Raw genomic sequence first — 6,401 nt, 5'->3', positions numbered from 1 at the left:
TCGTGATCACGGACGTACGGGCCGAGTCGGTGGACCGCGTCACGGCCAGGCACCCCGGGGTGACCGCCGTCGCCGACACCGACGCGCTGATCCCCACGAACAACACAGCCCCTCGGCTATGCCGGCCAGGATCTGCTCGTGGCCACCGCGGTCGCTGCGTAGAGCAGGGCCACCGTCACCACCAGCAGGGGGGAGTGGCCGTCGGGCGGCAGCATGAGCGCCGCCACCCCGGCGGCCGCGACGAAGGCGACATTGAAGAGCACGTCGTAGAGCGAGAAGATCCGGCCGCGGAAGCCGTCGTCCACCGAGGTCTGAACCACCGTATCCGTGGCGATCTTCGCGCCCTGGGTGATCAGGCCCAGGACGAATGCGGCGACCAGCATCGGCGCGGGTTCGAAGGGCAGCCCGAGGCCGGGCTCGAGGACGGCCGCGGCGGCCGAGCAGACGATCACCCAGCGGACTTGGACATCCGGACTCAGCCTGGTGGCCGTCCGGAGCCTGTCGACCGCCCACGGTGTGACCACTGCCGCAGCGAAGAACCCCGCGCCCGACGCGGCGACGGCCAGGCCGAGCAGGGCAAGCCCATGGGATTCGCTGTTCGACCAGGCGTACCGGCAGAGCATCAGCACCATCACGGTCAGCGCGCCGTAGCAGAAGCGCATCAGTGTCATCGCGGCGAGGGCGCGCGCGGCCACGTGGCGCTCGGCCAGGTGGCGTAGTCCGGCGGTCAGCCCCTGGGTGGTGTTTCCGAGGGCCTCTCGCAGCCGGGGCCGGACCAGTTCCGGGTCCGGACCCAGCAGCCCTCGTGCCATCCGCAGCGCCGCGAGCGCCGCGCAGAGATACAGTCCTGCGCCGAGCAGCACGGTCACCGCATCCGAATCCGAGCCGGCGAGACGTACGGCGAAGGCCAGCCCGCCGCCCGCGGTGGCGGCGAGTGTCCCCACTGTCGGCGAGAGCGCATTGGCGACGACCAGACGGTCGCTGTCGACCACCCGGGGCAGGGCGGCGGAGAGAGCCGCCAGGACGAAGCGGTTCACGGCGGTCACCGACAGCGCTGAGGCGTAGAACAGCCAGTCCGGCACCCCCGCGATGATCAGCAGGGCCGTGCCGGAAGCCAGTACGGCCCGGAGCAGATTGCCGTACAACAGGACCTGGCGCCGGCGCCAGCGGTCCAGGAGAACACCCGCGAACGGACCGATCAGGGAGTAGGGCAGCAGCAGCACGGCCATGGCTGACGCGATGGCGGCCGGTGAACTCTGCCTCTCGGGTGAGAACACGACATAGGTGGCGAGCGCGACCTGATAGACCCCGTCGGCGGACTGGGACAGCAGACGCACTGCCAGCAGCCGGCGGAAGCCGCGCAGCCGCAACAGCACCCGCAGATCACGCAGAACAGCCATGGCGCACAGCCTCACACAGCGCACGGACCCCCAGGCGGATTGCCCGGAGGTCCGTGATCAGAAGCCAGGATCGGCGCGGTGTCGGCGCGCCGAGCCGTGCCGGGGGAGTTACTGGTCGACCTCGCCCTTGATGAACTTCTCGACGTTGTCACGCGCTTCGTCGTCGAAGTACTGCACCGGCGGCGACTTCATGAAGTACGAGGAGGCCGAGAGGATCGGGCCCCCGATGCCCCGGTCCTTGGCGATCTTCGCGGCGCGCAGCGCGTCGATGATGACGCCGGCGGAATTGGGGGAGTCCCACACCTCGAGCTTGTACTCCAGGCTCAGCGGGACGTCGCCGAACGCGCGGCCCTCGAGACGCACGTACGCCCACTTGCGGTCGTCCAGCCAGGCGACGTAGTCCGACGGGCCGATGTGCACGTTGTTCTCGCCCAGCTCGCGGTCACGGATCTGCGAGGTGACGGCCTGCGTCTTGGAGATCTTCTTGGACTCCAGGCGCTCGCGCTCGAGCATGTTCTTGAAGTCCATGTTCCCGCCGACGTTCAGCTGCATCGTGCGGTCCAGGATGACTCCCCGGTCCTCGAACAGCTTGGCCATCACACGGTGCGTGATCGTCGCGCCGACCTGCGACTTGATGTCGTCACCGACGATCGGAACGCCTGCCTCGGTGAACTTGTCCGCCCACTCCTTGGTTCCGGCGATGAAGACCGGGAGAGCGTTGACGAAGGCGACCTTGGCGTCGATGGCGCACTGCGCGTAGAACTTCGCGGCGTCCTCGGAGCCGACCGGCAGGTAGCAGACCAGAACGTCGACCTGCTTGTCCTTGAGGATCTGGACGACATCGACCGGGGCCTCGGAGGACTCCTCGATGGTCTGGAGGTAGTACTTGCCCAGACCGTCGAGGGTGTGACCGCGCTGCACGGTGATGCCGGTGGACGGCACGTCGGTGATCTTGATGGTGTTGTTCTCGCTGGCACCGATGGCATCCGCGAGGTCGAGCCCGACCTTCTTCGCATCGACGTCGAAGGCGGCCACGAACTCGACATCACGGACGTGATAATCGCCGAACTGCACGTGCATCAGACCCGGCACGCGGCTGTTCGGGTCGGCGTCCTTGTAGTACTCGACGCCCTGCACCAGCGAGGCGGCGCAGTTGCCCACGCCGACGATGGCTACGCGAACCGAACCCATTCCGGTTGCTCCCTGTGTGTACTCGACGAAGCCCTGCCCGATGCAGGACCTCACTTGGCGGTGTCGTCGGACGGATCCGGCCGGGAGCTACCCCGGTCCCGGGGCAGGCCGCCCGTGCTCCCTGACTGGTTCTGAGATTCCTGTGATGCGCTCTGCTCGGCGGGGCCGGACGGGGGCCCCGGCACCGACCCGGCGCCCTCTGTGCCCGATCGGCGCTGATCACGCCCTGTCCGCTCACTCTCGATCAATTCGTTGAGCCAGCGGACCTCCCGCTCCACCGACTCCATACCGTGCCGCTGCAGCTCGAGGGTGTAGTCGTCCAGCCGCTCGCGCGTCCGGGCCAAGGAGGCTCGCATCTTCTCGAGGCGCTCCTCCAGCCTGCTGCGGCGCCCCTCGAGCACCCGCATCCGTACGTCCCGCGAGGTCTGCCCGAAGAAGGCGAAGCGGACGCCGAAGTGCTCGTCCTCCCACGCCTCGGGACCCGAGTGGGCGAGCAACTCCTCGAAGTGCTCTTTCCCCTCCGCCGTCAGCCGGTAGACGATCTTCGCCCGCCGGCCCGCAAGCGACGCGGCGAGCGCGTCCTCGGGCGCGCTGCCCGGCTCTTCGATCAACCATCCCTGGCCGACCAGAGTCTTGAGGCAGGGGTAGAGGCTGCCGTAACTGAACGCGCGGAAGACGCCCAGCGACGTGTTGAGCCGCTTGCGCAGCTCGTAACCGTGCATCGGGGACTCGCGGAGCAGACCGAGAACGGCGAACTCGAGGATGCCGGAGCGTCTGCTCATCCTCCGCCTCCCCTGCCTCTTCGTCCCTTATACCGACGTGATGTATCGACTCGATACATCCAGACGATAGAACGGTCGTCCGGCTGCGACAAGAGGGATCACGGTGAACGGCGTCACATCACCGATTCGTACGAATCAACATGACTGATTTGGGGTGAAGATACGCGCTGAGTGGGTTTTGGCCGTGCGTAGTCTGTGCGCCATGCAGACCAACGGGAACCGCGAGACACCCTGGAGCGTCCTCGTCCTCGGTGCAGTGCGGCCTGCCGCCCGTAGAGGCAGGGCCGCACTTCGGGGGGACCGGAAGTCATCTGTCGCCTTCAGGCGGCAGCGCCTGCCCGAGGAGTAGCAGTTCCATGAGCGAGCACCGTCGCAAACCACCTCAGCCACAGGGTGGTGGACGCGCCGCGGCACGGCGCGGCGCGCAGCAGCCGCCGTCCGGCCGCCGAGCCGCGCCTCAGCGCGGCGCCACCGGGTCCGCCGCGGGCCCGGCAGGTGATCAGCGACCTTACGGCGGCCGCGCGGAGGCGCGCCGCGCCGCACAGCGGACCGGAGGTGGCCGACGGCGAGCAGCCGTCGGCCACGATGGCGGAGGGCGAGGCCGCGCGGCGGCCCGTGAGCCGCAGCAGAAGCGGCTGATCGACTACCCGCGCTCGGACCGGTACGGTCCGCGCCGCTGGGTCCCGTCGTGGAAGCAGGTCATCGGGTCCTGCATCGGCTTCTTCGGCCTGATCGTCCTCGCGGCCGGCGTAGCGCTGGCGTGGGTGGATGTGCCGAACCTCAACGACGCGGCCAAGACCCAGAAGAACGTCTACTACTGGTCGAACGACAAGCGCATGGCGGTGGCCGGCGGTGGCGATCTGAACCGTCAGATCGTGCCGATCGCCAAGATCCCGAAGTCGATGCAGTCCGCTGTGATCTCGGCCGAGAACGCCACGTTCTACGAGGACTCCGGCGTCGACCCCGTGGGCATCGCCCGGGCTGTGGTCAATATGGCCATGGGCGGCAGCACCCAGAGTGGTTCCACGATCACGCAGCAGTACGTGAAGAACGCCATGCTGAGCCAGGACCAGACGGTCAAGCGAAAGCTCAGCGAGCTCTTCATCTCCATAAAGGTCGGCGCCACCAAGGACAAGAACGAGATCCTCGAGGGCTATCTGAACACCGCGTACTACGGACGCGGTGCGTACGGCATCCAGGCGGCGGCGCAGGCGTACTACGACAAAGACTGCGAAGACCTGAACGCGAGCGAGAGCGCCTTTCTGTCCGCGGTGCTCAACGGCCCAAATCTCTACGACCCTGTCGGTGGGGAAGGCCCCACCGCGACCGCCGCTTTGAACACCGACCGGGCGCAGAAGCGCTGGGAGTGGACCCTCAATCGTGAGGTCGAGGTCGGGCGGATGTCTGCCACCGAGCGTGACAAGTGGGTGAAGCAGCGCTTCCCGATGCCGGAGAAGCCGAAGCCGGCGACGGACAGGGCAGGCCAGAAGGGCTACCTGATCAACCTCGCCGACAACTTCGTCGTCGCCAACAGCAAAATCACCAAGGCGCAGCTGGACAAGGGCGGCTACGAGATCCACACCACCTTCGACCAGAAGAAGGTCGGGCAGCTCGAGGCAGCCGTCAAGAAGGTCACCAAGGAGAACCTCGACCCGAAACAGCGCAAGGTGGACAATCACGTCCAATTCGGCGGCGCGTCCGTCGAGCCGCACACCGGCAAGATCGTCGCGATCTACGGTGGTAAGGACGCCACGGAGCACTTCACCAACAACGCCGACTACACCGGTGTCCAGGTCGGCTCCACGTTCAAACCCTTCGTGCTGGCCGCGGCCATGACCGACGGCAAGCGGGACCCGAAGGGCGAGCGTCAGCAGGGACCGGATGAACGGAAGCTGGTCTCGCCGGCGAGTATCTACGACGGCGACAACAAGCTGACGCTCAAGGACTACGACGGCTCCGTCTGGCTCGACGAGCACAACAGGGAATGGCACCAGAAGAACGACGGGAACGAGGACCGTGGCCCCATCGATCTCCGTAAGGCCATGCAATTCTCCGTGAATACCCCGTACATCCAGCTCGGCATGGACGTCGGCACGGACAAGGTGAAGGAAGCGGCGATCCGCTCGGGCCTGAACGAGGACCAGCTCGCCTCGATCACACCGTCGTTCTCGCTCGGCACCTCGGCGCCCAGCGCCATCCGGCTCGCCGGGGCGTATTCCACCTTCGCGGCCAGCGGTAAGCAGGTCGATCCGTACTCGGTCGAATACGTCGAGAACAAGAACGGCGAGGCCTTCCGCTACAAGGCCAAGCAGAAGCCGGGAATCACGGAGAACGTGGCGAACAATGTCACGGATGTCCTGAAGAACGTGGTGGAGAAGGGCACCGGAACCTCGGCCCGCCTTCCCGGCCGGCCGGTGGCGGGCAAGACCGGTACGACCGACGGCAACAAGTCCGCGTGGTTCGCCGGCTACACCCGGCAGCTGTCCACCGCGATCGGCATGTTCCGGGTGAACGACCAGGCGAAGAGCCAGAAGTTCCTGGAGATGTACGGCGTGGGTGGTGAGAAGAGCATCCACGGTGCCTCGTACCCCGCCGAGATCTGGGGCGACTACATGGGCAAGGCCATGCAGGGCAAGAGGGTCATGCCCTTCCCCAAGCCGGAGCCGATCGGAGAGAAGATCTTCGGCAACGGCGCCAGCCCGTCCCCGACCCCGACGCCGTCCGTGACGCCGTCGGAGACCCCCTCCGAGTCCCCGTCCGAGTCGCCCAGCAGTACGCCGTCCACCTCGCCGAGCCCGACGGACAGCTGCAGCGTCTTCGACCCGCAGTGCCAGACGAGCGGTGGCACCAGTGACGGCGCCGACGCCGGAGCCGACGGCGGTACGGACTCCGGGTCCTCGGGTTCCCCGTCGCCCCCGGGCAACGGGAACGGCAATCCCGACGGAGGCGGAATCTTCGGAGGCCCGACCGGCACACGCCGCGACTGACCTCTCCCCCGCCACCGCAGCCGACACAGCCCCCGCCCGGT

4 protein-coding genes are annotated in these 6,401 nt (G+C 67.4%); 1 reads left to right on the top strand and 3 read right to left on the bottom strand.

Annotation, left to right across the window (positions count from 1 at the left end; genetic code table 11):
* Positions 1–116: 116 nt before the first annotated feature.
* The 3 genes from ABZW18_RS23175 to ABZW18_RS23165 all read right to left on the bottom strand — a co-directional run bounded on the left by ABZW18_RS23175 (position 117) and on the right by ABZW18_RS23165 (position 3,373).
* Positions 117–1,400, bottom strand: a complete 1,284-nt coding sequence (locus ABZW18_RS23175) for an MFS transporter (RefSeq protein ID WP_356190369.1) — start codon at positions 1,398–1,400, stop codon at positions 117–119.
* Positions 1,401–1,508: 108 nt separating this feature from the next.
* Positions 1,509–2,591, bottom strand: a complete 1,083-nt coding sequence (locus ABZW18_RS23170; protein ID WP_356190366.1) for an inositol-3-phosphate synthase — start codon at positions 2,589–2,591, stop codon at positions 1,509–1,511.
* 50 nt (positions 2,592–2,641) lie between these two features.
* Complete coding sequence (locus ABZW18_RS23165; protein ID WP_356190363.1) at positions 2,642–3,373, bottom strand: helix-turn-helix transcriptional regulator; 732 nt, start codon at positions 3,371–3,373, stop codon at positions 2,642–2,644.
* A gap of 356 nt (positions 3,374–3,729) precedes the next feature.
* Here ABZW18_RS23165 and ABZW18_RS23160 point away from each other — a divergent pair, with 356 nt between their 5' ends.
* On the top strand, positions 3,730–6,360 hold the full coding sequence (locus tag ABZW18_RS23160) for a transglycosylase domain-containing protein (protein ID WP_356190361.1): 2,631 nt from the start codon (positions 3,730–3,732) through the stop codon (positions 6,358–6,360).
* Positions 6,361–6,401 lie beyond the last annotated feature (41 nt).

It is taken from the genome of Streptomyces sp. NPDC004647, from assembly GCF_040609575.1.
Taxonomy (GTDB): domain Bacteria; phylum Actinomycetota; class Actinomycetes; order Streptomycetales; family Streptomycetaceae; genus Streptomyces.
The sequence above is the reverse complement of the archived record's forward strand: the minus strand, read 5'-3'. Positions and strand labels throughout refer to the sequence as shown.

Bases quoted from the DNA above. Each gene is read 5' to 3' on its own strand.
- ABZW18_RS23175 (WP_356190369.1), bottom strand. From the start codon at position 1,400: ATGGCTGTTCTGCGTGATCTGCGGGTGCTGTTGCGGCTGCGCGGCTTC.
- ABZW18_RS23170 (WP_356190366.1), bottom strand. From the start codon at position 2,591: ATGGGTTCGGTTCGCGTAGCCATCGTCGGCGTGGGCAACTGCGCCGCC.
- ABZW18_RS23165 (WP_356190363.1), bottom strand. From the start codon at position 3,373: ATGAGCAGACGCTCCGGCATCCTCGAGTTCGCCGTTCTCGGTCTGCTC.
- ABZW18_RS23160 (WP_356190361.1), top strand. From the start codon at position 3,730: ATGAGCGAGCACCGTCGCAAACCACCTCAGCCACAGGGTGGTGGACGC.